Annotated in this window: 24 protein-coding genes and 1 pseudogene; 6 read left to right on the top strand and 19 right to left on the bottom strand. The window is 63.8% G+C overall.

Going from position 1 to position 25,127, the window contains the following annotated elements; genetic code table 11:
• The first annotated feature begins 6 nt into the window (after window positions 1–6).
• The 3 genes from ACVWW3_RS04830 to ACVWW3_RS04820 are packed head-to-tail and all read left to right on the top strand — an operon-like array spanning window position 7 to window position 3,244.
• Complete coding sequence (locus ACVWW3_RS04830; protein WP_456650760.1) at window positions 7–1,329, top strand: MFS transporter; 1,323 nt, start codon at window positions 7–9, stop codon at window positions 1,327–1,329.
• A 3-nt stretch (window positions 1,330–1,332) separates the two neighbouring features.
• A complete protein-coding gene (locus ACVWW3_RS04825; protein ID WP_456650761.1) occupies window positions 1,333–1,995 on the top strand; it encodes a sulfite oxidase-like oxidoreductase in 663 nt (220 codons plus the stop codon).
• A gap of 25 nt (window positions 1,996–2,020) precedes the next feature.
• A complete protein-coding gene (locus ACVWW3_RS04820) occupies window positions 2,021–3,244 on the top strand; it encodes a bifunctional alpha/beta hydrolase/OsmC family protein (protein ID WP_456650762.1) in 1,224 nt (407 codons plus the stop codon).
• A gap of 4 nt (window positions 3,245–3,248) precedes the next feature.
• On the opposite strand, the gene pdxR is transcribed toward ACVWW3_RS04820, so the two are convergent.
• Window positions 3,249–4,676 (bottom strand): MocR-like pyridoxine biosynthesis transcription factor PdxR, encoded by a 1,428-nt coding sequence (gene pdxR, locus ACVWW3_RS04815; RefSeq protein ID WP_456652064.1) that lies wholly within the window; start codon window positions 4,674–4,676, stop codon window positions 3,249–3,251.
• Between the two features lie 102 nt (window positions 4,677–4,778).
• On the opposite strand from pdxR, the gene ACVWW3_RS04810 reads away from it, so the two are divergent.
• Window positions 4,779–5,693: a DMT family transporter gene (locus tag ACVWW3_RS04810; protein ID WP_354051803.1), complete on the top strand. Its 915-nt coding sequence runs from the start codon at window positions 4,779–4,781 to the stop codon at window positions 5,691–5,693.
• Here the strand turns inward: ACVWW3_RS04810 and ACVWW3_RS04805 are convergent.
• The 16 genes from ACVWW3_RS04805 to ACVWW3_RS04730 all read right to left on the bottom strand — a co-directional run bounded on the left by ACVWW3_RS04805 (window position 5,672) and on the right by ACVWW3_RS04730 (window position 19,714).
• Window positions 5,672–6,730, bottom strand: a complete 1,059-nt coding sequence (locus ACVWW3_RS04805) for a YeeE/YedE family protein (protein WP_456650763.1) — start codon at window positions 6,728–6,730, stop codon at window positions 5,672–5,674. The two genes, ACVWW3_RS04810 and ACVWW3_RS04805, sit on opposite strands and share 22 nt — an antisense overlap.
• A gap of 2 nt (window positions 6,731–6,732) precedes the next feature.
• A complete protein-coding gene (locus tag ACVWW3_RS04800; protein WP_456650764.1) occupies window positions 6,733–7,737 on the bottom strand; it encodes a quinone oxidoreductase family protein in 1,005 nt (334 codons plus the stop codon).
• A gap of 53 nt (window positions 7,738–7,790) precedes the next feature.
• Entirely contained in the window at window positions 7,791–9,122 is a 1,332-nt protein-coding gene (paaK, locus tag ACVWW3_RS04795) for a phenylacetate--CoA ligase PaaK (protein ID WP_456650765.1), read from the bottom strand.
• 35 nt (window positions 9,123–9,157) lie between these two features.
• The gene (gene paaI, locus ACVWW3_RS04790; RefSeq protein WP_456650766.1) at window positions 9,158–9,607 is read right to left on the bottom strand and encodes a hydroxyphenylacetyl-CoA thioesterase PaaI; all 450 of its coding nucleotides are present in this window, start codon (window positions 9,605–9,607) and stop codon (window positions 9,158–9,160) included.
• Window positions 9,608–9,662: 55 nt separating this feature from the next.
• The gene (paaE, locus tag ACVWW3_RS04785) at window positions 9,663–10,745 is read right to left on the bottom strand and encodes a 1,2-phenylacetyl-CoA epoxidase subunit PaaE (RefSeq protein WP_456650767.1); all 1,083 of its coding nucleotides are present in this window, start codon (window positions 10,743–10,745) and stop codon (window positions 9,663–9,665) included.
• A gap of 2 nt (window positions 10,746–10,747) precedes the next feature.
• Window positions 10,748–11,251, bottom strand: coding sequence for a 1,2-phenylacetyl-CoA epoxidase subunit PaaD (paaD, locus tag ACVWW3_RS04780; RefSeq protein WP_247349727.1), 504 nt, complete (start codon window positions 11,249–11,251; stop codon window positions 10,748–10,750).
• Window positions 11,245–12,021 carry a 1,2-phenylacetyl-CoA epoxidase subunit PaaC gene (paaC, locus tag ACVWW3_RS04775; RefSeq protein WP_456650768.1) on the bottom strand — a complete coding sequence of 259 codons (777 nt, stop codon included), beginning with the start codon at window positions 12,019–12,021 and terminating at the stop codon, window positions 11,245–11,247. Before paaC ends, paaD begins: the two co-directional genes overlap by 7 nt.
• Before the next feature lie 131 nt (window positions 12,022–12,152).
• Complete coding sequence (paaB, locus tag ACVWW3_RS04770) at window positions 12,153–12,440, bottom strand: 1,2-phenylacetyl-CoA epoxidase subunit PaaB (RefSeq protein ID WP_247349725.1); 288 nt, start codon at window positions 12,438–12,440, stop codon at window positions 12,153–12,155.
• A 10-nt stretch (window positions 12,441–12,450) separates the two neighbouring features.
• On the bottom strand, window positions 12,451–13,443 hold the full coding sequence (paaA, locus tag ACVWW3_RS04765; RefSeq protein WP_456650769.1) for a 1,2-phenylacetyl-CoA epoxidase subunit PaaA: 993 nt from the start codon (window positions 13,441–13,443) through the stop codon (window positions 12,451–12,453).
• Window positions 13,444–13,519: 76 nt separating this feature from the next.
• Window positions 13,520–14,386 carry a phenylacetic acid degradation operon negative regulatory protein PaaX gene (gene paaX / locus ACVWW3_RS04760; protein ID WP_247441420.1) on the bottom strand — a complete coding sequence of 289 codons (867 nt, stop codon included), beginning with the start codon at window positions 14,384–14,386 and terminating at the stop codon, window positions 13,520–13,522.
• A 189-nt stretch (window positions 14,387–14,575) separates the two neighbouring features.
• Entirely contained in the window at window positions 14,576–15,346 is a 771-nt protein-coding gene (locus ACVWW3_RS04755; protein WP_456650770.1) for an esterase/lipase family protein, read from the bottom strand.
• 201 nt (window positions 15,347–15,547) lie between these two features.
• Window positions 15,548–16,834: a DUF445 domain-containing protein gene (locus ACVWW3_RS04750; RefSeq protein WP_456650771.1), complete on the bottom strand. Its 1,287-nt coding sequence runs from the start codon at window positions 16,832–16,834 to the stop codon at window positions 15,548–15,550.
• Between the two features lie 167 nt (window positions 16,835–17,001).
• Window positions 17,002–17,457, bottom strand: coding sequence for a phasin (locus tag ACVWW3_RS04745; protein WP_247349717.1), 456 nt, complete (start codon window positions 17,455–17,457; stop codon window positions 17,002–17,004).
• Window positions 17,458–17,661: 204 nt separating this feature from the next.
• Window positions 17,662–18,255, bottom strand: a complete 594-nt coding sequence (locus tag ACVWW3_RS04740; protein WP_456650772.1) for an N-acetyltransferase family protein — start codon at window positions 18,253–18,255, stop codon at window positions 17,662–17,664.
• Window positions 18,252–19,334, bottom strand: a complete 1,083-nt coding sequence (locus ACVWW3_RS04735) for a PHA/PHB synthase family protein (protein WP_456650773.1) — start codon at window positions 19,332–19,334, stop codon at window positions 18,252–18,254. The genes ACVWW3_RS04740 and ACVWW3_RS04735 overlap by 4 nt, the downstream gene beginning before the upstream one ends.
• Entirely contained in the window at window positions 19,331–19,714 is a 384-nt protein-coding gene (locus ACVWW3_RS04730; RefSeq protein WP_354106691.1) for a metal-sensitive transcriptional regulator, read from the bottom strand. Before ACVWW3_RS04730 ends, ACVWW3_RS04735 begins: the two co-directional genes overlap by 4 nt.
• 171 nt (window positions 19,715–19,885) lie before the next feature.
• Between ACVWW3_RS04730 and ACVWW3_RS04725 the strand changes: the two genes are divergently transcribed.
• Entirely contained in the window at window positions 19,886–20,800 is a 915-nt protein-coding gene (locus ACVWW3_RS04725; protein ID WP_456650774.1) for an alpha/beta fold hydrolase, read from the top strand.
• A gap of 28 nt (window positions 20,801–20,828) precedes the next feature.
• Window positions 20,829–21,068: pseudogene (locus ACVWW3_RS04720) on the top strand (nuclear transport factor 2 family protein); the annotation flags it as partial.
• A 29-nt stretch (window positions 21,069–21,097) separates the two neighbouring features.
• Here the strand turns inward: ACVWW3_RS04720 and ACVWW3_RS04715 are convergent.
• Window positions 21,098–21,772, bottom strand: coding sequence for a spermidine synthase (locus ACVWW3_RS04715; protein ID WP_456650775.1), 675 nt, complete (start codon window positions 21,770–21,772; stop codon window positions 21,098–21,100).
• Window positions 21,773–21,802: 30 nt separating this feature from the next.
• Complete coding sequence (locus ACVWW3_RS04710) at window positions 21,803–25,039, bottom strand: bifunctional cytochrome P450/NADPH--P450 reductase (RefSeq protein ID WP_456671887.1); 3,237 nt, start codon at window positions 25,037–25,039, stop codon at window positions 21,803–21,805.
• Window positions 25,040–25,127 lie beyond the last annotated feature (88 nt).

The following is a 25,127-nucleotide window of genomic DNA, read 5'->3' as shown; positions in this document are numbered from 1 at the left end:
CCGGACGTGACCGAGCAAGCAATCAGACCGGCCTCCGACCACATTGACATCTCCGACGCCAAGCGCCGGATCAAGGCGATCTTCATCGGTTCGATCGGCAATCTCGTCGAGTGGTACGACTTCTACGCCTATACCGCGTTCGCGCTCTATTTCGCTCCCGCTTTCTTTCCCGGCAGCGATCCCGTCGTGCAGCAATTGAATGTCGCCGTGGTATTCGCGGCGACATTCCTGATGCGCCCGCTGGGCGGCTGGTTGTTCGGCTATATCGCCGATCATTACGGGCGGCGCATCTCGCTGACGCTGTCGGTCGTCTTCATGTGCTTCGGCTCGCTGATCATCGCGTTGACGCCGACCTATGCCTCGATCGGCTTTGCCGCGCCGGTGATCCTGGCGCTGGCCCGCATCATCGAGGGCCTGAGCCTCGGCGGCGAGTACGGCGCCAGCGCGACCTATCTCAGCGAGGTCGCTGATCCCAAACATCGCGGGTTCTATTCGAGCTTTCAGTACGTCACACTGATCGGCGGCCAGCTCACGGCGATCATCGTGCTGCTGCTCTTGCAAAAAGTCTTCCTCACGCCGGAGGAGCTGAGGACCTGGGGCTGGCGCATGCCGTTCGCGATCGGCGCCATGCTGGCGATCTTCGCCGCCGTGATGCGGCGCGGCCTGCATGAGACCGAAGCGTTCGAGGAAGCCAGGAAGGTGGTGAAGCCGACCGGCTCGCTTACCAACCTGCTGCGCTATCCCCGCGAGCTGCTGCTGGTGGTCGGCCTGACCGCGGGCGGCACGGCGGCGTTCTACACCTTCACCACCTACATGCAGACGTTCGTGAAGCTTTCAGTCGGGCTGACCGAGGACCAAACCACCTTCGTGATCTTCGGCACGCTGATTTTCGCGACCATCCTGCAGCCGATCTATGGCGCCATTTCCGACAAGATCGGCCGCAAGCCGCTGCTGATCTTCTTCGGCGTCGCCGGCACGCTCGCAACCGTGCCGCTGCTGATGACGCTGAAGGAGACCAAGTCGCCGTTCATCGCGTTCATCCTGATCTGCGCGGCCTGGCTGTTCGTCGCCGGTTACACCTCGATCAACGCGGTGGTCAAGGCCGAGCTGTTCCCGACCAATGTCCGCGCCCTCGGCGTCGGCCTGCCCTATGCGATCACGGTCTCGATCTTCGGCGGCACGGCGCCGGCGATCGCACTCTATTTCAAGAGCATCGGGCATGAGGAGTGGTTCTACTACTATCTCGCCAGCGTCATCTGCCTGTCGCTGATCATCTATTCCACCATGCGCGACACCAAGCACGCCTCCGCGATGCATCGCCACGAGTAGCTCATGGCCGAGGACAACGAGCCGCCCGACAGCAAGCTGACGCGCACTAAGGAAAAATGGGCGCGCGAAGGCCGCTTTTTGACCGGCAAGATCACGCGCCCGGAAGAGCAGCGCCTGCCGCCCGGCCAGCATCTGACAAAGGACTGGCCGGTGCTCGATCTCGGGGTCGTGCCGCCGGTTTCGCGCGAGCGTTGGCGGCTCGACGTCTACGGCGCAATCGAGAACCCGGTGTTCTGGACCTTCGCCGATTTCGTCGCCCAGAAGCAAGCGCAGTTCACTTCCGACATCCATTGCGTGACGACATGGTCGCGGTACGACAATGAATGGGAAGGGCTCGCGACCCGCGAGCTGCTCGCTGCCTGCCAGCCGCGCGACGACGCGCGCTTCGTGGTGCTGCATTCTTCTGACGGCTACACCACCAATCTCGCGCTGGACGACTTTGCCGCCGAGGATGCACTCCTCGCTCATAGCTGGTCCGGCCAGCCATTGTCGGACGAGCATGGCGGACCGGTGCGGCTGGTCGTGCCGCATCTGTATTTCTGGAAGAGCGCCAAATGGCTCCAGGCCATCGAGTTCCTGACCGAGGATGCGCCGGGCTTTTGGGAAGTCCGCGGCTATCATAACCGCGGCGATCCCTGGGCCGAACAGCGCTATTCAGACGATTAGGTTCAAGCAAGAACGAGGAAAGCCCATGCCGACAGAGCGCTTTCAATTCACCGGCGAAGGCGGCCATCAACTTTCGGCCGCGCTGGAGCTACCCGATGGCGAGCCCGCGGCTTTCGCACTGTTCGCGCATTGCTTCACCTGCGGCAAGGACACGCTGGCCGCCAAGCGCATCTCGGTCGCGCTCGCCGCCAAAGGCATCGCCGTGCTGCGCTTCGACTTCACCGGGCTCGGCTCCAGTGAGGGGGATTTCGCCAATTCGACGTTCTCCTCCAACGTCGCCGATCTCGTGCGCGCGGCGGATCATCTGCGTAGCGTCCGCAAGGCACCGTCCATCCTGATCGGTCACAGCCTCGGCGGCGCCGCGATCCTCGCCGCAGCCGGACACATCCCGGAAGCCAAGGCGGTTGCGACCATCGCGGCACCCTCCGATCCCGCCCACGTCACCGGCCTGTTCAAAGAGCATATCGACACCATCCGTGCGCAAGGTGAGGTCGAAGTCTCGCTTGCTGGGCGCCCGTTCCGGATCAAGCGCGAATTCCTCGACGATATCGCCGAGCACGAGCTGATGAGGGACCTCACCGGCCTGCACAAGGCGCTGTTGGTGATGCATTCTCCGGTCGACGATACCGTCGGCATCGACAATGCGACGAAGCTCTTCGTCGCGGCCCGGCATCCCAAGAGCTTTGTCTCGCTCGATCATGCCGATCATCTCCTGTCCAAGCCGGCCGACGCGCTCTACGCAGCCGACGTGATCGCGGCTTGGGCGAGCCGGTACATCGACACAGCCAAACCCGCGAAGGCGATGGACCTCCCTGAGGCACCGCGCCAGGTCGTGGTGCAGGAGACCCGCAAGAGCAAATTCAACCAGACCATCTCCGTCGGTCCGCATCGCCTGATCGCGGACGAGCCGGTCGCCGCCGGCGGCGAGGATGCCGGTCCTGGTCCCTATGATTTCCTGCTTGCCGGTCTCGGTGCCTGCACCTCCATGACCATGCGCCTTTATGCCGACCGCAAGTCGCTGCCGCTCGATCGTGTCACCGTCACACTGAAACATTCCAAGATCTACGCAAAAGACTGCGCGGAGTGCGAGATACGCGATGGCATGCTCGACCAGATCGAGCGCGACATCGCGATGGACGGCGCGCTCGATCCCGAGCAGCGCAAGAAATTGATGGAGATCGCCGACAAGTGTCCGGTGCACCGGACCCTGACCTCGGAAATCCGCATCGTGACGAAGGCTGTGGACTAGCGCGCTAGAAGCACGACACCATCGTCCGCAGCGCCGCGGTGATCTCGCTTTCTCTCCAGGCCGCGAAGCCCAGCAGCAGGCCGTGATCGCAGGGACGGCCGAGCGCAAGGCTGGACAAAGCCCGCGTTTCGACCCCTGCCGCAACCAGCCGCTTTACCGCCGCCTGATCGGCCCGACCGCGCTTGAGGCGCGCGACGAGCTGGATGCCGCCCGGGGGCACTTCGACCGAGAGAACCTCGCCGAGATGACGCTCCAGTCCCTCGACGAGGTGATCGCGGCGGACGTGATAGAGCCGGCGCATCCGGCGCAGATGCGCCAGGAAATGCCCGTCGGCAATGAACTCGGCCAGCGCTTCCTGGATGTGGCTCGCGGCGATCAGCCCGATGTGCCGCTGTGCGATTTCCAGGGTGTTGACCAGTGCCCGGGGAACGACGAGATAGCCGAGCCGGATATCCGAGGTCATCGCCTTCGAGAACGTGCCGACATAGAACACGCGGCCATGGGCATCGAGCCCCTGCAAGGCCGGCACCGGCCGGCTGTCATAGTGGAATTCGCCGTCGTAGTCGTCCTCCACAATCCAGGTCTTGCCGGGCCTGCTCAGGCCAAGAAATTCGGTGCGGCGCGAGAGTGACATCAGGCGGCCGGTCGGGTGCTGGTGCGACGGCGTCATGAAGATCAATTTCGGGGCCGCCAGTCCCGGAATCCGCTGCATGCCCTGTTGGTCCAACCTCATCCCGATCACGCGCGCACCGGATGCGCGGAAGGCCGCAGTGGCGCCGGGATAGCCGGGGTCCTCCACCCAGACGTCGTCGCCGGGGGTGATGACGGCAGCCGCAATCAGGGTCAGCGCAGCCTGCGCGCTCGGCAGAATCAGGATCTGGTCCGCCTTGGCACGAACGCCTCTGCTGGTCGCGAGATAATGCGCCAGCGCCTCGCGCAGGCGCGTCCGGTTGACCGGCCCGAGCTCGCGCTTGGCCGCGCGCACGGCGCTGCGGCGCAGGCAGCGCGCCCAGACCTCGTTCGGAAACTCCCTGAAATCGCCGTGTCCGGGACGCAAGGGTCTTAGTTGCGCCTGATACGACATCGGCCAGTCGGTCTGCGTGAGGCTCGAAGCCCAAGGTGAAAGCCGCGGCTTGCCGGCGCGCACGCGAGATGCAACGGCGTCCGTTTTCTCGATGCGCTCGCCGTCGACCGTGACCATCGGACGGCGCCCATGCGAGGCCTCGAGATATCCCTCGGCGGCAAGCTGCTCGAAGGCATAGGTGACGGTGTTGCGCGAGACGCCGAGATCGTTCGCAAGCCGGCGGCTCGACGGCAGCGTGCGGCCTTTGCCGAGACGGCCGGTCGCGATCAAGCTTCGGAGCTGGCTCGTCAGTTGAGCCACCAGCCCCTCCTCGTCAGCCCGCTTCAGGTCGAGCAGGGCGGAGATCATGCCTTTCCGGAACTGGCACCTTATTCCTCTACAATCTGGCACTTTTTGAGGCTCCAATTGGGATGCTATCCGCTGAACCGGACTGCTTCAAGGACCTCCAAAATGAACTCCCTGTCACCTCGCGCGGCCGTTGGCCTGTTCCTCATCGTCGTGCTGGCCTGGGGCATAAACTGGTCGGTGACCAAGCAACTGGTGCAGTTCGTCCCGCCGCTGTGGAGCGCGGCGATCCGGAGCTGGATCGCGCTGATCGGCCTCGCCGCGATCCTCGGGCTGAGCAACAACCTGGTGATCCCGGACCGGCGTGACATTCCGGTCGTGCTCAGCGTCGCACTGCTACACATGACGTTGTTTTCGGTTCTGGTTGCGTCGGGTCTGCGCTTCCTGCCCGCAAGCAAGGGCGTCGTGCTCGGCTACACCACGCCGCTCTGGGTCGCGCTCGCTGCACCCCTGCTCGGAAAGGACACTCTGACGGCGCCAAAGCTCGCCGGCGCGCTGCTCGGGCTGATCGGCCTTGTCGTCATCCTGAACCCGGCCTCGATCGACTGGACCAATGCAAACGTCGTGCTCGGCGCCGGCATGGTGATCCTGGCCGCGATCTCCTGGGCCGCGAACATCATCTATATCCGCGCGCATCGCTGGATTGCGTCCCCGCTCCAGCTCCTGATCTGGCAGGTGCTCGTGGCGACAATCGTGCTGTCAGTGAGCGCGACAATCGCGGATGGCCTGCCGCATGTGGAGTGGTCGTGGAGGCTCGTGTTGCTGTTCCTGTATTCGGGGCTGATCGGAACGGTGCTGGCCTACTGGGCGATGTCGATGGTGAACAAGAGCATCTCGGCTTTGACGACTTCGCTCGGTACCACCGCAACGCCGCTCGTCGGCATCGCCAGCGCCGCGATCCTGCTGGGTGAGCCGATCGACATGAGTCTTGTGATCGCGGCCGCGCTGATCGTCACCGGCATCGCTCTCGCGACGCTCGGCGATCGCCTGCTGCGCGGTCAGGCCACCGCGAGAGGCTGAACGCGCAGGACTCCGCGCAGGCCCGCCGTGGTGCCGAGCAGGATGCCGGCGACGGCGACGAACGAGCCCAGCGCGAGCGTCGACACGCCAGTGAGCCCTTGCCCGATCGAACAGCCGAAGGCCATCACGCCGCCGATGCCCATTAGGGCGGCGCCGCCCGCCGATCGCAGCATGTGGCGTGGCGAGGAATAGCCTTCGAGATGGAATCGGCCTGTGACAAGCGCGGTGGCGAGACTGCCAGCGAGGACGCCGCCAACTGTCGCAATGCCGAAATTGAGCGTCAGGCCGGTCGAGAGCATGGCGTATTGCAGCGCATCCGCGATCGGCGCGATGAAGGTGAGCGAGGTCACCGGCACCGGGTTGAAGTCATCCGCGCCGAGATAGCCGGTGACGAACCAGCCGCCGGCGACGAGAAGACCGACGATTGCACCGGCTGCGATCTGTCCGTGCGAACGCCGGAAAGGTGGGTGTGCGAAAGCAAACAGGATGAGCACAACGACGATGACAGCAGCAGCAATCGGGCGCGAAACCGCTTCTGCCGGACCGAACGTCGCCAACAGTGACGGCAGCGAATTCAAGTGGACCGTGGTTTGGGAGGCCTGCACCAGCGCGATGCGCGCCGGCGCGATCAGACCCTTGAGCGTCATCTGCGCGGCAATGGCCAGCACGACCACCACGACGAAGGAGCGGAGATTGCCGCGGCCGAGCAGCACCAGCGCCCGCGAGCCGCAACCGTTCGACAGCACCATGCCGTAGCCGAACAGCAGACCGCCGAGCAACAGCACCGGCACCGAAAAGGATTGTTGCAGATAGATCGATTTGCTGAGATCGACCATGCCGTTGCCGGCGAAGAATTGGCTCGCGGCGGTCGCAACCGCGATCGCCAGCGCATAGGTCCGCACCAGCCGCCCGTCCCCTTCCGCCAGCCAGCCGCGCATGCTGCTCATCAGGCAGAAGCCGCTGAGCAGTCCAACGGCGCCGTAAACGAGGCCAATGACGAGGCCGGCGAAGATGACAAGTTGGGTGGATGACTCCATGATCAAGGCTTCAGAATCACGCGATCACGCGACGAGCCGGCAACGGCGACATAGGCCTCCTTTGCGCGTTCGAGCGGATAGACGGCGTTCGCCTTGATCGGGAACGGCTTCAGGTGCCCGCTCGCAAAGCCCGGGCCGAGGTCACGCAGCACAGCGCCTGTCGCGGCCGACGGCAGGCCGAGCGTGTCGATGCCGACATAGGTGTGCTGCCCGCGGTAGAATTCGAGGATGTTGAACTGCACGATGCGGTCGATCGCTGCGATCAGGATCTGGCGGCCGCGAAGTGCGAGCGCCTTGTGCGCCGCCTGGAAATAGGGATCGCCGACCGTGTTGAAGATGATGTCGGCGCCTTTGCCATCGGTCAACTCGCGCACGCGCGTGGCGACATCGGTGGCGGAAGCGTCGATCACCTCGATCGCCGCGTTGGTATGGCCTTCATAAGCTTCCGCCTTGCGCACCACGCCGATGACGCGCGCGCCCTGCCAGGTCGCGATTTGCACCGCCGCTTGACCGACCTTGCCGTTGACGCCGAACACCAGCACCGTTTCACCGGGCTTTGGAATGCCGGCGCGGCGAAAGCCCTCCATGGCCGTGACGAAGGGCACGCCGATGCCGGCCGTCTCCTCCCAGGACAAGGTCTTCGGCTTGGCTACCACCGCGTCAGACTCAACGACGAGATGGCTGGCGTGAGTGCCGTCGCGGCGGATGCCGAGATCACCGGAGGAGCCGAACACCTCGCGGCCGATCGTACCGGACGGCCCGTCGATCACCACGCCGGCGTAGTCGCGGCCGGGCGTGCGCGGGAAGACGGCATAAGGCATCAGCCCGGTCGCGGCCTTGACGTCGGACGGATTGACGGCGGCGGCCTTGACCTCGATCAGGAGATCACTCGGACCGCGCGTGAGCGTATGACGCTCGACGCCAGGGGCAAGCGTGGCGGCGTTCTCGGCCTTGGCATTGAGGCGCACGCAGCGCGCTTCGACGGCTTTGGCATCGGCTATGGACATCGAAAGACCCACGGGACTTCTCGCGGGCCTTGTCGCCTTTGGGGGCGGTCAAGTCAATCCTTCGGCCTCTTGTCGTAGAGGCGCTTGGCCTTGCCGAGCGAGCGCTCCAGCGTGGCCGGCGCAACCACGCTCACCCTGGAGCTGATGCCGATGGTGTTTTTGATTTGGGTCGAGATCCGGCTCGCATGGTCGAGAAGACCCCGGCCGTCCCAACTCTCCGGCCGCGCCTCGGCAATGATGGTCAACTCGTCCATGCGGCCTTCGCGAGTCAGCTCCAGAATGAAATGCCCGCCGCACCAGTCGGTGGCGAGCAGAACCTCCTCGATCTGGGTCGGGAACAGATTGACGCCCCGCAGGATGATCATGTCGTCGGAACGGCCCGTGACCTTCTCCATCCGCCGCATGCCCGGCCGAGCCGTGCCCGGCAGCAGCCGCGTCAGGTCGCGGGTTCGATAGCGGATCACCGGAAATGCTTCCTTGGTGAGCGAGGTGAAGACCAGTTCGCCCTTCTCCCCGTCGGGCAGCACCGCACCAGTTTCCGGATCGATCACTTCAGGATAGAAATGATCCTCCCAGATGTGCAGGCCGTCCTTGGTCTCGATACATTCCTGCGCAACGCCGGGGCCGATCACCTCGGAGAGACCGTATATGTCGGTCGCGTCCATGTCGAAGGCGTCCTCGATCTCGCCGCGCATCGCGTTGGTCCAGGGCTCGGCGCCAAAGATGCCGACCTTGAGCGAGCATTGACGCGGATCGAGCTTCTGACGCTTGAACTCGTCGAGGATCGCCAGCATGTAGCTCGGCGTCACCGTGATGATGTCGGGCCGGAAGTCATTAATCAGCTGCACCTGCCGCTCGGTCATGCCACCGGAGATCGGCACCACGGTGCAGCCGAGCTTCTCCGCGCCATAGTGCACGCCTAGCCCGCCGGTGAAGAGACCGTAGCCATAGGCATTGTGGATGATCATGCCGGTGCGGCCGCCGGCAGCGCGGATCGAGCGCGCCATTACTTCCGACCAGGTGTCGATGTCGGCCTGCGTATAGCCAACGACGATCGGCTTTCCTGTCGTGCCGGAGGAGGCATGCACACGCACCAGTTTTTCACGGGGCACGGCAAACATGTTGAAGGGATAGTTGTCGCGCAGGTCCGTCTTCACAGTGAATGGAAATTTCGCGAGATCCGAGAGCTCGCGAAACTCCGACGGGTGCACGCCGGCCGTGTCGAAGGCCTTGCGATAATGCGCGACGTTGTCGTAGGCGTGCTTCAGCGACCAGGCCAGCCGCTGCGTCTGGAGCGCCATGATCTCGTCACGCGACGCACGCTCATGCGCGTCCATTTCGGCGCGATAGGTGTTGCCACCTTCCTTGAGCCTCGTCAGAGCCATCCTCGTTTCCCCACATCGTTGGTTTGTTCTTTTCTTTATTGATCTTGCGCCGGCAGCCACGTACCGTGAATGACCCGCGAATGCCCGCGGAATTCCGCGATGACGGTATCGCCGGCGGTGACGCGCACGTCGTAAATGCCGGAGCGGCCGCCGCGGCTGACTTCGCACGCTTTTGCGACGAGGCGGTCGCCGAGCTTGCCGGGCTTGATGAAGGTGATCTGGCCCTGCGCGGCCACCACGCGTTCATTGTGCGAATTGCAGGCAAAGGCGAAGGCGGAATCGGCGAGCGTGAAGATGAAGCCGCCATGGGCGATGCGCTGACCGTTGACCATGTCCGGCCGCACATTCATCACCAGCGTCGCAAAACCCGGGCCGATCTCGACGATTTCCATGCCGAGGCCCTTTGAGGCATCGTCCTCCGCCCACATCGCATCGGCGCAGGCGCGGGCAACATCCTCAGGCGACAGGGCGGCTTTGACGTTCACGCGCATCTCCCGGCCAACTGTTTACCCCTAATGCTCTGCTGCTTGGCCATAACTGTCAAACGTGGTCGTAGTCGACCACGACCCGCTCCGACGATGGCTTCGCCTGGCAGGTCAGGACAAAGCCGGCCTTTAGCTCCCAGGGTTCCAGCGAATAGTTGATGTCCATCGGCGCCTCGCCCTCGACCAGTTTTGCACGGCAGGTCGAGCACATGCCGCCCTTGCAGGCGAAGGGCAGATCGACGCCGGCGCGCAGCGCGGCATCGAGGATCGCCTCGTCCTCGGCAACCGGCACGTCGCGACGCTTGCCGTCGATGATCAGCGAAGCCATCGCCTTCGGCGGCGCGTCGGGCGCAACGATCTTCTTCGGCCGCGGCTTGCCGCCGAACTCGGAGACGAAGCGCTCAACGTGGATACGCTCTTCCGCGACGCCAAGGCCGCGGCAGGTCGCCTCGATCTCTTCGCTCATGCCAAGGGGTCCGCAGACGAAGATGTGATCGATGCTCGCGGCCGGGACCAGCGAGCGCAGCAGCACCCTCACCTTGTCGCCGTCGAGCCGGCCATGCAGGACCGGAATGTCCTGTTCCTCGCCTGAGATAACGTGGAAGATCGAGAGGCGGTCGATGAAGCGATCCTTGAGCTCTTCAAGCGCCTCGAGGAACATGATGTTGTCGGTCGCGCGATTGCCGTAGAACAGGAAGAAATGGCTGTCCGGCTCACGCGCAAGCGTGCCCTTGACGATCGACAGGATCGGCGTGATGCCGGAGCCGGCGGCAAAGCCGACATGGATGCGGCCGCTATCTGCCGATGGGACCACGCCGAAGCGGCCGGTCGGCGTCATCACGTCGAGCTCATCGCCGCATTTCAGTTCGTCCGCCGCCCAGCTCGAAAATGCGCCGCCGTCGACCTTCTTGACGGCGATGCGGATCTCGCCGTCGTCAGGGCCGGAGCAGATCGAATAGGAGCGGCGCACCTCCTCGCCATCCAGCATCGTGCGCAGCGTGAGGTATTGGCCGGACGTGAAGGCGTAGTCGGTTGCAAGCTCCGTCGGGATGGCAAATGTCAGCGATACGGCGTCGGACGCCTCGCGGCGGAGGTCGTTGACGGCCAGACGATGGAAGCGCGGTGCGGCTGCTGACATGGTCAATGACACTTGAAATAGTCAAAGGGTTCGCGGCAGGCCTTGCAGCGCCACAGCGCCTTGCAAGAGGTCGACCCGAATTCGGACAGCAGCTCGGTATTCGCCGAGCCGCATTGCGGGCACGCAACGGCCTGCTCGCCGAACAGCGCGCGGCGCGAATTCGAGGCTTGCGGCGGCGCGATGCCGTAGGCGTGAAGCTTGCGGCGGCCCTCCTCGCTCATCCAGTCGGTGGTCCAGGCCGGCGACAGCACAGTGCGGACCTTTGGACCGCGAAAACCAGCCCGCTCCAGCGCGACCTCGATTTCCAGTGCGATCATGTTCATCGCCGGGCAACCCGAATAGGTCGGCGTGATCGCGACCTCGACATCGTCGCCATCTAGAACGACATCGCGGAGCACACCGAGATCAGCGATGGTCAGCACCGGAATTTCGGGATCGACCACGCTGGCCGCGGCGTCCCAGGCGCGTTTGCGCAGTTCGCTGTCGCGCTCCAGCACCGTCACCATGTCTGCCCCGGGAAAGTGCGCTGCATCGACTGCAGCTCGGACAGAAGATGGCCAAGATGCTCGCTGTGCCGGCCGGTACGGCCGCCCTGCTGCATCCAGTCGGTCTGCGGCAGCTCAAGCGTGGCTTCACTGACGACACCCGACAGCGTCGTCAGCCAGCGACCGCGCAAGCTTCTCGGATCGATGGCGATATCGGCGTGGATCAGGGCGCGTTCGCCTTCATCGACGGCGAACATCTCACCGGTAAACGCCCAGAGATGATCGATCGCGGCCTGCGCGCGGGCGTGGCTTTCATCCGTGCCGTCGCCGAGCCGGATGATCCACTCCGAGACATGGCGCAGATGATAGGCGCTCTCCTTCTCCGATTTTGCGGCAATCGCGGCAAGCGTCGTGTCGCGCGAGGTCATCATCACCCGCCAGTAGAGATCGGCGAAAGCGGAATAGAAGAACTGCCGCACCAGGGTCTGTGCAAAATCGCCATTGGGCTGCTCGACCAGCAGCAGATTGCGGTATTGCCTGACGTCGCGCAGGTAGGCGAGTTTGTCCTCGTCGTTGTCCTTGCCTTCGGCTTTGGCGGCGTAGGTATAGAGCTCGCGCGCCTGGCCGAGGAGATCGAGCGCGATATTGGAGAGCGCCATGTCCTCTTCCAGCATCGGCGCATGTCCGCACCATTCCGAGAGGCGATGCCCGAGGATCAGCGCATCGTCGGCGCGGCGCAAGGCATAGAGCACCAGCGGTGTTTCCGAGACCTGGATGTTCGCGACGGGCATCTGTCCTATCCACTTGTTAGAACCTCATCCTGAGGAGGCGCGAAAGCGCCGTCTCGAAGGATGGGCCGCGGGTCACGGGCCTTCATGGTTCGAGACGCCGCTTCGCGGCTCCTCACCATGAGGAGAGAGAGCTACATGTGTCCCACTTCGTCGGGCACCTCGTAGAACGTCGGGTGGCGGTAGATCTTCGATTCCGCAGGCTCGAACATCATGCCCTTCTCGGCGGGATCGCTCGCGGTGATCGCGGTCGACGGCACCACCCAAATCGAAAGACCCTCGCCGCGACGGGTGTAGATATCGCGCGCGGCCTGCAAGGCCATGGTCGTGTCGCTCGCGTGCAGCGAGCCGACATGTTTGTGTGCGAGCCCGTTGCGGCTGCGAATGAAGACTTCCCAGAGCGGCGTGTTCGGCGTGGCCATCGCGATCTCCCTATTCCGCGGCTTGTGCAGTCTGACGGCGCGCGCGCTTTGCGGCGTAGGCGGCTGCCGCCTCGCGCACCCAGGCGCCCTCGTCGTGCGCCTTGCGGCGTGCGGCGAGCCGATCGCGGTTGCAGGGGCCGTTGCCGGCGAGCACCTGCTTGAACTCGGTCCAGTCGATCTCGCTGTAGCGCCAGTGCCCCTCCGCATCCTGAATCATGCCGGGGTCGGGAATGGTGAGGCCGAGATATTGCGCCTGCGGCACGGTGGCATCGACGAATTTCTGGCGCAGCTCGTCATTGGAGAAGCGCTTGATCTTCCATTTCGTCGAGGTGTCGCTGTGCTGGCTCGTGGCATCGGGCGGGCCGAACATCATCAGCACCGGCCACCACCAGCGGTTCAGCGCTTCCTGCGCCATTGCCTGCTGCTCGTCTGAGCCGTGGCACAGCGTCAGCACGATCTCATAACCCTGGCGCTGGTGGAACGACTCCTCCTTGCAGACGCGGATCATCGCGCGCGCGTAGGGGCCGTAGGAGCAACGACACAGCGGGATCTGGTTCATGATCGCGGCACCGTCGACCAGCCAGCCGATGATGCCGATGTCTGCCCAGGTCAGCGTCGGATAGTTGAAGATCGAGGAATATTTTGCCTTGCCCGCGAGCATGGCGTCGACCAGCTCTTCACGCGAAGTGCCCAGCGTCTCGGCGGCGGCATAGAGATAGAGCCCGTGGCCGCACTCGTCCTGCACCTTGGCAAGCAGCGCGGCCTTGCGGCGCAAGGACGGCGCGCGCGTAATCCAGTTGCCCTCGGGCAGCATGCCGACGATTTCGGAATGGGCGTGCTGGGAGATCTGGCGGGTGAGCGTCTTGCGATAGGCCGCCGGCATCCAGTCGTTCGGCTCAATGCGCTCCTCGGCATCGATGCGCGCCTGGAACTGCGCAGCCTTGGCCGCGTCCTCAAGACCGCGATCATCGGTCTCGGTCGTGTTCAGCGCCTGGGTATACATGCGCATCCTCCCGTTTTATTGGGAGGCAATATATATCAAGAATTATCGCATGCAAGATATTTCTGTAACATAAAGATCAAGCCTCAAACCTCCTTTCCAGGAGTTTTCGCGCCGGCGGCAACGGCCCCTTTTCATTGGTTCCATGACCATCAAGCCATTGTTCTGATGCAGCAAGCAGCGCGCGGTAGATCTCGCCGCATAGCGCGCGGGCAGCCTTGCCCGGCCAGTCTGCCGGAAGCAGACTTTCGGGCAGCAGCGGATCGCGCAGCACGACGCGGCGGTAATAGTGGATCAGGAGGATGCGCGCGGTAAACGCGTCGGCCTCGGACAGCTCCGTGCCGCGCGCGATCGAGGCGCGCAGCGGCTCGAACGTCTTCATGAACTTGAGATAGGCGTCCGCGGTGCGGTCCAGCGGCCAGCTCGCACTGAGCAGGCGCCGACCACTGTCATCCTCGGCCGAGACTTCAAGGCGGATCGCGCCGGCGGCTTCGTCCGGCACCGGCACGCCCGACGGCGCGACCCACACGCCCGGCAGCGGACTACCGAAGCCAGCATTGCGGAGCGCCTCGCGCGAGGCGTCGCGATCCCAGCCATTGCCGATCAGCAGCAGTTCGAAACGTCCGGTCCAGTCAGACGGCGGCGGATCGTAGATGTGGCGCGTGGCGGCTTCGAAGATCTGGCGGCCTTTGTCGGCCAAGCGATAAAAACTGTTGCGGCCGACCTTTTCGCGCGTCAGCCAGCCGTCGGCGGCAAGCCGCGACATCGCGGTTCGCACCACGCCGCTGTCGATATCCAGACTTTCGAGGAATTCCAGCAGCGTGCCGAGCCATACCGAGCCGCCACGCGGCACGATGGCGTCACCGAACACGGTGATCACGATGGAGCCGGTGCGCGACGGCTCGCGCTTGAGCTGGTCGATGATGCGGGACAAAGGATACGCCATGCGCGAGGCATAGCGCGTTTGGTGCGGGCGCGACAATGGACGGGTACGACAATGGAAGCGAGAGCCGGGCTCGATCCTTCGAGACGGCGCTGCGCGCCTCCTCAGGATGAGGTCTAATCGCTTCGCTTGCTTTAAATCCTCATGGTGAGGAGCGCGACGAAGCCGCGCGTCTCGAACCATGCAGGCCGCTTACCGATGCGGATCGGGATAGACCAGGCTGCGCCAGCCGCTGCGGTCGAAGGGCCGCCAGTTGCCTTCCTTCTGCGCGAGGCGGTCGCCGACGGCATAGACCGCAGCCGGGTGATGGCCCATGCCGCAATGGCTGCTCTCGATCTCGATGCTCTCGGTCTGGGCGCCCGTCTTCTCCACGCAGCCCTGCCAGGCGCAGACACCGTCGGTGCGGCTGAAGATCGCGGTGGTCGGCACCGGCGGCGCAACGGCGAGATCGCCGCCGAACTGCGGATCGAGCTCGTCGGACTTCCGACCGCTCGCCCATTCATAGACGCGCCAGGCATTGGTCGAACGGGGATCGCCGGCAAAGGGGCTGCCGAGCGTGATCACCTGGCGCACGCGGTCGGGCATCATCTTGGCGAGCTGGCGCGCATAGAGACCGCCGAGGCTCCAGCCGACCAGGCTGATCTTGCGGCCGTGCGCGTCACTGAGCTCCCGGACCAGATCCACCATCGCGTGCTGCACGCCCTCGCGCGGGCCGTAATTGCGGCCTTGGCGCCAACCGCTCACCGCATAGCCCTTGCCCGACAGAAACGTGCGGAGCGCGCGCGTGGACGCGTCGGAGGCCACGAGGCCCGGCAGCACCAGCACCGGATGCCCATCGCCGCGCGGAGCGAGGCTGAGCAGCGGAAGCGCGCCGAGGAATGCGCCGAACTCGTGGATCGCGCGCCCTTCCAGGAACATCAGAGTGCGGGACGGCGGACTCAGCGTCTGGGCAGTAGCGGTCATCAATGGTCCCCTGGGAAGAATTGCTGAAAAGGCTGCCGGTGGCCTGCCGGCAAATGGGTATGGGATTCCAACACGCCGGCTTCTCGATCGTTCCGCAGCGCAACATGAATCAGCTAGGCAGCCGGTTCCCGACATTCAACCGGGAGAGACGCGGGGCCACAATAGGCCCGCGCGTTAATGCTAACGTTCGTGACGCAAAAGTCACAACAATCGAAGCAGGGATTCCACGGAGTAGAGTGCAAGTCCCGCGAGCCCGCCGATCAGCGAGCCGTTGAAGCGGATGTATTGCAGGTCGCGGCCGATGTTGATTTCGATCAGCGAAATCAACTGCGCCATGTCCCACGACTTGACCTGGTCGGAAATGAAGGTCGAAACCCCGCTCTTCTGGTCTGCGACGAAACTGCGCAGCACCGCCACCAGACCCTTGTTGATCTCGCCGCGCAGCTCGGCATCGCCGGCGAGCGCTTCGCCCGCCGCGACACACATGCCGGCAAGATGATGCTGCAACACCTGTGTCTCGCCGCTCGCGCTGCGTTCGATGAAAGAGCGCGTGTTGGCCCACACAGTGCGGGCCAGATCAGCAAGCTCGGGCCGCGCGAGCAGATCGCGCTTCAGGCCGGCGATGCGATCGACATAGGCTTGGTCGGTGCCGAGCCGGTCGACGAAGGTCAGCACCATGCGGTCGAACTCGCCGCGGAACGGGTGCTTGGGATCGGCGCGCACCTCATCGAAGAAGGCGGTAGCGGAAGCCACGATCTTGTTCACCAGAAATTTGTCGGCGCGATAGAGCCTGAGCAAGGTCGGCAATTGCGCGCGCACCTTCTCGCGGATCATCGCCATCGTGTCTTTCTGATTCAGCGTCTCGTACATCACGCGCAGGAGATCGTCGAACAGGATCTGATGGCGTCCCTCCGCAACAAAGCCGCGCAACGTGCCGGCCGCGAGCGGCGCCAGGTCGATTGCCTGGAGCTGCGAGGACATGCGGCGGATGATGAAGGTCATCAGACCGGAGCTCTCGGTCGCGGAGACGGCCTCCGGCAACAGGCGCAGCGCGAAGCGCGCGAGATCGTCGCTTCGCTTACGGTCGCGGAGCCAGTCGGCGACAAAGGAGCCGAAATCGATCTCCTTCAGCTTGGCCTCGACGGGACCAACCTCGAGAAAATGCACCTCGATGAACTCGCCGAGCTTGTCGGCGATGCGGGCCTGGTTGCTCTGGATGATCGCGGTGTGCGGGATCGGCAGGCCCAACGGCCGCTTGAACAGCGCCACCACTGCATACCAGTCCGCGAGCCCGCCGATGGTCGCGGCTTCCGCGAAGGCGGCGATGAATCCGAACACGGGATGCACGGGCAGCAGCCATTTCGCGACGACGAACAGAGCGAGCGTCGACGCCAGCACCAGCGTCGCCAGTGCCTTGATGCGGCGCAGCTCCGCCGCGCGTTCTGCGTCGCCGGGAGTATCAAAAGAAAAGGTGGCGAGTGAGGACATAACTGCATCACAGTACTCGTCATTGCGAACGAAGCGAAGCAATCCAGAATCTTTCCACGGGAAGACTCTGGATTGCTTCGTCGCTTCGCTCCTCGCAATGACGGCAGCGCAAAGAAACAAAGGCCCGCCGAAGCGGGCCTCAAATTCAGTTTCTCGTCTCAGGCAGATCAGGCGGTCTTGTTGTAGACCTTGGCAAAATTGTCCTGAGCGGACTTCGCACCGTTGGCCGCAAGCTTGCCGAGATAGTCGGTGGTCGCCTTGGCACGCGAGACGAACACTTCGCCGCGCGAGCGGAGCAGTCCCGACTGGATCTCGACGGCTTCGCTGAACGACTTGGCGGAGGCGAGCTTGTCGATACCGGCGAAGAACGCCTGGGCGTCGTCATAGATCGCCTGCTGGATATTGCGGCTGATCTTGCCGGCCTCGGTGACGGATTCGGTCACGGCGTTCTCGACGGCGGCGGTCACGCGCTCGGAGCCAGCGAACACCTCGGCAGCACGGTCCTTGGCGGTGTTGGCAGACTTCTTGACGAACTCGCGGGCGGCCTCGGGAACTTCCAGGTTCTGGATGTTCTTGAAAGCGTCCTTGAAGCCCTCGAAAGCGGTGTTGGTTTCGGTGGTCATTGGGGTCTCTCCATCCTCATTTGTTTTGAGCTATGGGCTCACCCCGTCCGCATTGGCCCGGGGCACGGCTTATATGCCATAGCTAATGGTGCGATGCAACATTCATGTTGCATCGCGATATCACGAAACCGTGAATGGCTTTGATAGGAGGCATTATGCGGCCTCCGTAGCCATCCGGTTCCCGGACAGCTGCCCAAGGGCCGCTCAATGCTGGACGGCGCCAGGCAGCCCATAGGCCTCCATCTGGGCCTGGACCTGCGCGATGTTATGACCGAGCACGACAATGTCGTGGGTCTTACCGTCGACGTCCCGGACATGGTCGCGCAACAGCGCCTCGGCCTTGAAGCCGAGGCTCTCGAACAGCGCGATGGCCGCCTGCTGGTCGACGGTCATCTGGACAGACAGCTTTTCGAGGCCGGCGCCGAGCGCGAGCGCAAAAGTCTCCTGCGACAGCGCCTTCCCCACCCCCTTCCCGCGGACGTCGGGCGAGACCACCATGCGGATTTCACCGACATGGGGCGACCAGGAATGCGGGTCGCGCACCAACGTGCCGCAGCCGACGACCGTGCCGCCCCTGACCGCCAGCAAGCTCGTGATCGCACCGCGCTCGATCTCCTTGACCCAGGCCGACAGCACCTTTGGCTCACTGATGTTACGCGGCAGGAAAAGGAGATCGTGAGACGGCAGGCCCTTGCCGAAGGCGAGCACCGCAGCCTCATCCGTCGGCGACATCAGGCGGATCTCGATATCACCGGCATCCGTGTCGACGCGACGCGGATAAGAACGTTGCTCACTCATGTCGATCTCTTCCCCAGCCAGGAATCCAGTTTCGGCCACAGCCGCTTCACCGCATTGGCGCCGGCGACGAGGGAGACATGACCGCCTTTCAGCATCACCTCTTCCTTGTCCTCGGATCCAATCTTGGCGATCAGGTGTTTTGCGGCCTCATACGGCACGATGTGGTCATGCTCGGCGACCGCATGAAGGAACGGGACCTTGATGTCCTCGAGCTTCGCAGCGCGGCCGCCGACCGACATGGTGTCGTTGAACAGCTTGTTGTCCCACATCAGGTCCTTGGTGATGGTGCGGAAATATTCCCCGGCCAGCGGCAGGGTGTCAGTCGCCCAGCGGTCGAACATCCGGTAGGACTTGACGAACTCGTCGTTCCAGATGTTCTCCCAGAGCTGGATCTGGCTCACCGTGCGCGAGGCCGGGCGCAGCATCTCGAACGACGACAGGATCATCTCCGGCGGCACGTTGCCGACGCTGTCGACCAGGCGGTCGACGTCGAAATAGCGCCGGTCGGAGAAATTGGAGAACAGCTTCATCTCGCGGAAATCGATCGGCGTGGTGAAGCAGATCAGATTCTTCATCGGCCCATCCTGGAAGATCGAGCCATAGAGCAGCGACAGCACCCCACCGAAGCAATAGCCAATCACGGAGACGTCCTGCTCGCCGGAATCCGCTTGCACGCGACGGACGCAATCCGGGATGAAATCGAGGACATAGTCCTCCATGCGCAGGCTCTTCTCCTCCGGCCGCGGCGCGCTCCAGTCGAGCATGTAGACGTCGTAGCCGCGCTTCAAGAGAAACTCGATGAAACTCTGGCCGGGCACGAGGTCGAGAATGTAACCGCGATTAGTGGTCGCCATCACGATCAAGATCGGAATTCGGTAGATCTCGTCCGACATCGGCCGATAATGGTAGAGGCTCATCGTGCCGCGCGAATGCAGCACGTCCTTCGGCGTCGAGCCGAGCGTCGGACCGGAGGTCGAGAAATATTCCACACCCTTGATGCTGCGCTGGATCGCGCGCTGCACCTCGGACTGGATACGCTCCGGGATCGATGCGAAATCAAGTCCGGTGGGTGCATTCATGTGTGCTCTCCGCCCTCGGACGGCGGGCGCTTGGTGCGCGGCGGCCGCAACGCTGGATCGAAGCCCTGAGACGCGCCGGAACTTGCCGCCATCTGGCTCAGCATCGACTTGATCTCACCAATCTGTCCTTCGATGGACTGCAGCCGTTCCGCAAGACTCGTGACCTGCTCCCGGCTCGGCAGATTCATGGAGACCAGATATTTCTCCATGAGCTCACCGAGCTGCTTCTGAGCACCTGCAGCAACGCCGCCGGCCCGGTTCATAGCTTGCGAAAACTCGGGCGACGACATGGCCTGGTTGGCGAAGGAGTTGAACCCCTTCTCCATCTCGCCCACCATCTTCTGCCACATGGCAACGGGGTCGTTGGTCTTGTCGGTCATCGGCGTCCTCCTGAAATCGAGAGCTTCGACGCCCTTCCTTTTTTCGCCATACCACACCGTTGCGAGGTGCCGGTCAACCGGCAAGCAGCGGGTGCGGTGTCGCGCACGCGTCTTCATCCCGACGGGAAACCGTGCGATACAGCATTGATCAAAAGCCAGGGGAATGCACCCGTGAACGCCCAACAGCCGTCGCAGACCGTCCGCGCCAACGGCATCGACATTTGTTACGAGATTTTCGGCAACGATAATGCCGAGCCGCTGCTGCTGATCATGGGGTTAGGCGCCCAGATGATCCATTGGGACGATGCGTTCTGCGAGCAGCTCGCTGGGCATGGCTTTCGCGTGATCCGCTTCGACAATCGCGACATCGGCAAGTCGAGCCATCTCACTGGCGGCAAGCGCCTGACGCCGCTCGAGCTGTTGAAGCTCCGCTTCCTCAGGATTCCCGTTGCCGCCACCTACAGGCTGATCGACATGGCCAAGGACACGATCGGGCTGATGGATGCGCTCGGCATCAAGTCGGCGCATCTGGTCGGCGCCTCAATGGGCGGCATGATCGCGCAGGAGGTGACGCTGTCGTTTTCCGAGCGCGTGCGGTCGCTGACGTCGATCATGTCGACGACAGGTAATCCGCGCGTCCCACCACCGACGCGCGAGGCCGCCGCGATGCTGATGGCGCCGCCGCCGCGCAGCAAGGAGGAGTTCATCGTGCGCTACGGCCAGACCTGGAACGTGTTGCGGGCCGGGTCCTTTCCGGAGGAAGAGGCGCTCGATCCCGGTCGTGCCGAACGCGTGTTCGCGCGCGGGCTCAATCCGGCCGGCGTCGGCCGGCAGCTCCGCGCGGTGCTTGCCTCCGGCAGCCGCAAGGAGCGACTGCATGGCGTCAAGACGCCGACACTCGTCATCCATGGCACCGTCGATCCGCTGGTCCGCCCCGAGGGCGGCACGGATACGGCAGAGTCAATTCCTGGCGCAAAGCTGTTGATGATCGAAGGCATGGGCCACGCGCTGCCGATGCGCTTCTGGCCGGAGATCATCGGCGCCATCGACAAGCATGCACATGGCGCGGCGACGCGGGCGGCATAGACCCGACGCATACGGTCTCCTCGCGGTGAGCTTCCGAAAGTTCATCGGCTTCCTGCGCGAGAAATTCCCCAACTCCCACAGCGATATCAAGCGCAGCTTCGTGGATGGCGACTACGTCATTCTGCACGTTCACGCGGTTCGCGAGCCCGGCACCAGGGGCGACGCGATCGTCGACATCATCAAGCTGGAGAACGGCAAGATCGTCGAACACTGGGACGTCGTTCAGGCTATTCCCGAGACTCCCGCGAACAGCAACACGATGTTCTGACGGATCGAGCTGGTAGCTGCGCAGGCGGCCTAATTCTTCTTCGCGATCCAGATCACGTGGCGTGCGCCGCCGCCTCTGCCGGTGGCGCGGATGCTGACCTCGTTGACTTCGAAGCCGGCGCTGCCAAGCCGCTTGGTGAAGGCCGGGTTGGGTCCGGACGACCAGACGGCGAGCACACCTCCCGGTCGCAGCGCGGTCTTGGTCGCCTTCAATCCACCCGCATTGTAGAGCGCATTATTGCCCTTCCGGGTCAGCCCTTCCGGTCCGTTATCGACGTCGAGGAGAATGGCGTCGAAGGCCGACCGCTGTGCCCGGATGATTTCGCCGACGTCGGTTTCCCGGATGCTCACCCTGGGATCATCGAGACTGTCGCCGAACACCTCAGCCATCGGACCGCGTGCCCAGGTGACCACCGCCGGCACGAGCTCGGAGACCACGATCTTCGCCCTAGCTCCGAGCACGGTGAGCGCCGCGCGCAGCGTAAAACCCATCCCCAGTCCGCCGATAAGGACGACCGGCTTTGCCACCGTCTCGATCTGCTTCGCCGCAAGCGTCGCGAGCGCGGCTTCCGAGCCCGACAGGCGGTTGTTCATCAACTCGTTGGTGCCGAGCTTGATGGAGAACTCCTTGCCTCGCCGCATCAGGCGAAGCTCTTCATCGGAGCCGGGGATTTTGGCGGTGTCGATCTTTTCCCAGGGAATCATGCGAGAGCTTTAGCACGATCGGACGAACAATCACCCACCCGCCCAGACGTCGAGCACATAGCGGTTCTTCGCGCCCATGTCGTCGATCCAGCGCGCAGCCGTGGCGGCATCGCTGCCGCTCTTCTCACGATGGATCGCGACCAGCGCCGCTTTCACGTCGGGCTCCATCTTGCCGCCGTCGCCGCAGACATAGACGGTCGCGCCCTGCACGATCAGCGGCCAAACCTTGTCCCTCTGCGCGACGAGGACGTGCTGGACATAGGTCTTCAGTCCATCCGCGCGCGAGAATGCCGTGAACAGCTCGGTGATGCCGCTTGCGGCCAGCGCCTTCAGCTCGTCCGCGTAGAGAAAATCCTGATCGGGATGGCGGCAGCCGAAGAACAGCAGGGACGGGCCGAGGGCGCTGCCCTTCGCCTTGCGCGCGGCGCGCTCCTGGAGGAAGCCGCGGAACGGCGCAAGTCCCGTCCCTGGTCCGATCATGATGATCGGCACCGATGGATCATCCGGGAGCCGGAAGCCGGCCTTGGTCTCACGCACCGTTGCATAGATCGCATCGCCCGCGCGTCGATTGGCGAGATAGTTCGAGCAGATGCCCTTGTAGGTTCCGCGCCCCGAGGCCGCCGGCCCTTCGACCACGCCGATCGTGACGCTGCAACGCGCCGGATCGAACGCCGGCGAAGACGAGATCGAGTAATAGCGCGGCGCCAGCAACGAGAGCATTTCCAGATAGACATGGAACGGCAATTCGCAGGCCGGATGTTCGAGCAGCAGGTCGAACACCGATTTTCGCCTTGCCAAAATCTCGCTGCGATAACGCTCGAGTGGCTCGACCTCCTCGCCAACGAAGGCCAGCAGTTTTGGTTTCGTGACGGGGCAACGCGTGTGCTCCGCCATGATCTGGATCTGCTTCCGTGTCGCCACTTGCTGGAGCTCGACGAACTCGCTGAGCAGGCGGCCGACCGACACGGCATCGCCGACCGGCAATTGCGCGCGACGGCCTTCGGCGACCTGAAGCTTTATCTGGTCCGCCGGCAGGAAGCCGAAGCGACGGGCAACCGAATCCACCAGCGTCGGATCGTTGCGCGGGACCACACTCAGATGATCGCCGACGCGGTACGAAATGTTGGACGGCAGTTCCACCTCGATATGGCGCGTCGAGCGCTCCGAGGGATTGGTCCCGGCCTTGTTCTGAAGCTCGTCATTGACCAGCACCTTCATCGCCACCGCGCCGCCCTGGGCGACGATGGTGTTGACGGCGGTCACCGCGACCGGCTCGATCGCGTAGAGCGGATCGTCCTCCGCGGTGCGGGTGAAATTCCAGTCGACACCGAATTCCTTGGTCGCCACCTGGGCGGCCGCCGGGAACCATTTCTGAAACTGGCCGTCGAGATCGCTGCGCGCATCGCCTTCGCCGCGCGGATAGACCGCGCGCGCGCCATGCGCCGACAATCGCTCGTCGATGAAGCGCGGCACCGATTGATAGGTCGCAGCCCAGTCGCTGTTGCCGCAGCCGAACACGGCGTAGCGCACATTGGCAAACGCATCCTTCGGCAGCTCATCGCCGAGCCATTTGACGAATTGCGTCGCATTGTCAGGCGGCGCGCCGTTATAGGAGGCGCAGATGATCAGCACGCCGCCCTCTTGCGGCAGCTTGCCGACATAGTCGTCGAGAGGCCCGAGATGCACGGCAAAGCCGTTGATCTCGGCAAGGTCGGCCATGCGCGTCGCGAGCTCCTCCGCGGTGCCGAGATTGGAGCCGTAGAGCACCAGCATCGGCGTGTTGTGACCGAGCCGCGCGGTCGGCTGACGCGGTGCCTTCGGTGCCGAAGCGGCCGCGGCGACAGCCCCACCATAAGCGCCGCGCTCGCGATCGGCGCGCGGACGGACCTTGATCTTGAAGCCTTCCGGCTTCATCGTCAGCGTTTCCTTCAGGTGCATCTGGTAGCGCTGGTGGTCGATCAGCTTGAAGCGCTGGAGGATCATGCCGAGCGCGAGCGCGGCCTCGTGCATGGCGAAGCCGCGGCCGATGCACGCCCGCTGGCCGTTGCCGAACGGCTTCCAGGCGTTGATCGGTCGCTTGGCTTCCGCGTCACGGCTGAAATTGCCTGGATCGAAGGCATCCGGGTTCGGACCCCAGACCGAGGGATCGCGATGCAGCGCGGTCACCAGGATGGTGGTGAACGTACCCTTCCGAAGCTTGTACTTGCCGCCGCCGATGGTCTCGTCGTTCAGCGGCGAGATGCCATAGGCCGGCGCCGGCGGCCACAGCCGCAGTGACTCCTTCAAAATCTGCGTGATGTAGGTGAGCTGCGTGACCTGTTGATAGGTCGGACGCACGTCGACATTGGGGCCGAGGACGCGATCGACCTCGTCATAGGCCTTCTTGAGAATATCCGGGTGTTTTAGCAGCGCATAGATCGTGCACGACAACAGGCCGCTGGTGGTCTCGTGGCCAGCGATCAGGAACGTGTTGATCTGGTAACGGATGTTGACGTCGTCGAGCTGCTCGCCGGTCGAGCGGTCGACGCCGGTCATCATCGCAGCCAACATGTCCTTCTTGTCGTCGATCGCATCCGCGTTCTTGCGCCGCTCGGCGATGATCTCGTCGACCATTTTGTTCATGAAGGCGACATCTGCGCCCATGGTCTTGCGCCGCTTCTGCATCCATATTTGCTCGAACGGCAGGCCGCGCGTCATCATGATGGTTTCGAGCGAGCGCACCAGCGACTCGACGAAAGGATGGTAGTCGCCCCGGTAGAAAGAATTGAAGCGGTACTCGAAGCCGCACAGGCCGATCGTGTCCAATGTCAACGCCGTCATGTCGTGGACGACGTCGATCTCGTCGTCGGCGTTGAGCCGCTCCCATTTGCTGACGAGTTGCTCGGCGATGTCGACCATGCTCGGGTGATAGGACTGCATGGCGCGGTTGCCGAACGGCTGGATCAGGATGTTGTGCGCCTTGCTCCAGTTCGGCTCCCTGGTGTCGGCTGTGAAAAGGCCGTCACCACCGACCGCTCGCACGCGCCGCAACGCGCCGCGTACCGCCTTGTCGAAGCGCTTCTCATCGGACAGCTCGTCAACCAGATCGTGGCCGGAGACGACGACGATCGGCGAGCCCATCATGTCGAGCCAGAAGATCGGGCCTAATTCCTTGGCAAGCCGCGTCAGGTGCTGCACCGGAGCCGCCGAATCCAGCGACAGCATGTTGCCGACCACCGGCTTGGTCGGCGGCTGCGGGATCGGGTCCAGACGGTTCTTCGATGACATCGAAATGTAGTCCCCCTGCCTCAATGTCGTCATTGCGAGCGAAGCGAAGCAATCCAGAAATATATCCGCGGAGACAGCCTGGATTGCT

This window comes from Bradyrhizobium sp. LM2.9, assembly GCF_054056555.1.
Note: the sequence above shows the minus strand (reverse complement) of the source record. Positions and strands in the feature narration are given on the sequence as shown.

Bases quoted from the DNA above. Each gene is read 5' to 3' on its own strand.
- ACVWW3_RS04825 (WP_456650761.1), top strand. From the start codon at position 1,333: ATGGCCGAGGACAACGAGCCGCCCGACAGCAAGCTGACGCGCACTAAG.
- ACVWW3_RS04820 (WP_456650762.1), top strand. From the start codon at position 2,021: ATGCCGACAGAGCGCTTTCAATTCACCGGCGAAGGCGGCCATCAACTT.
- pdxR (WP_456652064.1), bottom strand. From the start codon at position 4,676: ATGATCTCCGCCCTGCTCGACCTGAAGCGGGCTGACGAGGAGGGGCTG.
- ACVWW3_RS04810 (WP_354051803.1), top strand. From the start codon at position 4,779: ATGAACTCCCTGTCACCTCGCGCGGCCGTTGGCCTGTTCCTCATCGTC.
- ACVWW3_RS04805 (WP_456650763.1), bottom strand. From the start codon at position 6,730: ATGGAGTCATCCACCCAACTTGTCATCTTCGCCGGCCTCGTCATTGGC.
- ACVWW3_RS04800 (WP_456650764.1), bottom strand. From the start codon at position 7,737: ATGTCCATAGCCGATGCCAAAGCCGTCGAAGCGCGCTGCGTGCGCCTC.
- paaK (WP_456650765.1), bottom strand. From the start codon at position 9,122: ATGGCTCTGACGAGGCTCAAGGAAGGTGGCAACACCTATCGCGCCGAA.
- paaE (WP_456650767.1), bottom strand. From the start codon at position 10,745: ATGTCAGCAGCCGCACCGCGCTTCCATCGTCTGGCCGTCAACGACCTC.
- paaD (WP_247349727.1), bottom strand. From the start codon at position 11,251: ATGGTGACGGTGCTGGAGCGCGACAGCGAACTGCGCAAACGCGCCTGG.
- paaC (WP_456650768.1), bottom strand. From the start codon at position 12,021: ATGCCCGTCGCGAACATCCAGGTCTCGGAAACACCGCTGGTGCTCTAT.
- paaB (WP_247349725.1), bottom strand. From the start codon at position 12,440: ATGGCCACGCCGAACACGCCGCTCTGGGAAGTCTTCATTCGCAGCCGC.
- paaA (WP_456650769.1), bottom strand. From the start codon at position 13,443: ATGTATACCCAGGCGCTGAACACGACCGAGACCGATGATCGCGGTCTT.
- paaX (WP_247441420.1), bottom strand. From the start codon at position 14,386: ATGGCGTATCCTTTGTCCCGCATCATCGACCAGCTCAAGCGCGAGCCG.
- ACVWW3_RS04755 (WP_456650770.1), bottom strand. From the start codon at position 15,346: ATGACCGCTACTGCCCAGACGCTGAGTCCGCCGTCCCGCACTCTGATG.
- ACVWW3_RS04750 (WP_456650771.1), bottom strand. From the start codon at position 16,834: ATGTCCTCACTCGCCACCTTTTCTTTTGATACTCCCGGCGACGCAGAA.
- ACVWW3_RS04745 (WP_247349717.1), bottom strand. From the start codon at position 17,457: ATGACCACCGAAACCAACACCGCTTTCGAGGGCTTCAAGGACGCTTTC.
- ACVWW3_RS04740 (WP_456650772.1), bottom strand. From the start codon at position 18,255: ATGAGTGAGCAACGTTCTTATCCGCGTCGCGTCGACACGGATGCCGGT.
- ACVWW3_RS04735 (WP_456650773.1), bottom strand. From the start codon at position 19,334: ATGAATGCACCCACCGGACTTGATTTCGCATCGATCCCGGAGCGTATC.
- ACVWW3_RS04730 (WP_354106691.1), bottom strand. From the start codon at position 19,714: ATGACCGACAAGACCAACGACCCCGTTGCCATGTGGCAGAAGATGGTG.
- ACVWW3_RS04715 (WP_456650775.1), bottom strand. From the start codon at position 21,772: ATGATTCCCTGGGAAAAGATCGACACCGCCAAAATCCCCGGCTCCGAT.
- ACVWW3_RS04710 (WP_456671887.1), bottom strand. From the start codon at position 25,039: ATGTCATCGAAGAACCGTCTGGACCCGATCCCGCAGCCGCCGACCAAG.